Here is a 710-nt window from a genome sequence, read left to right on the forward strand (position 1 = left end):
CTTTTCGCTCGATAACCCGCGATGCAAAAGTTCGGATTGCTGACTTTAGCAGCAAGCTCAAGCATCTTAGGCATATCCGACGGATCGTTCTGTCCATCAGCATCGGAGGTAACGATCCACTCGCCTTTTGCATGTTTGACGGCAGTTAACACTGCTGTGCTTTGACCGCAACTCTGTTCGTGACTAACCACTTGCAGGTCACACCCACATCCTTTAGCAGCTTCAAGTGCCTCTTGCACCGTATCATCGGTACTACCGTCGTCCGTAATGACAATTTCGACGTTAGGGTATGCTTCTAAACTGGCATGAATTTCTTTCACTAACTTCCCAATATTTCCTTGTTCATTTTTTGCAGGAATAACGACTGATATACTCGGTAACATAGCTCTAACCTTATGTGAACTCTCGACCTTGAAAGTTCTGAATGACAAATCTTTTACTTGTTATAAAAATTCCGGTACCAAGCGACAAACTCGGCAATACCTTCTTCTACGGAAACTGACGGCCGATAACCAGTGGCTTGATAGAAAGCTGTTGTATCAGCATAGGTTTGGTATACATCTCCTGGCTGCATCTCTCGATAATTTTTCTTTGCTTCTATTCTGAGTTCATTTTCTATTGCTTTGATAAAATCCATCAAACAAATCGGTGAACCATAACCAATATTGTAAATAGAATAAGGAGCAGAACTATCCACTGGAGTACTATTT

At 42.1% G+C, this 710-nt stretch carries 1 protein-coding gene and 1 pseudogene; both read right to left on the reverse strand.

Features of this window, described 5'->3' with window-relative positions:
• A partial coding sequence (locus R7040_RS26530) for a glycosyltransferase family 2 protein (RefSeq protein ID WP_318097591.1) occupies window positions 1–383 on the reverse strand: 383 nt, incomplete at its 3' end.
• A gap of 53 nt (window positions 384–436) precedes the next feature.
• Window positions 437–710: pseudogene (locus tag R7040_RS26535) on the reverse strand (protein CapI); the annotation flags it as partial.

Source organism: Vibrio sp. 1069 (assembly GCF_033340555.1).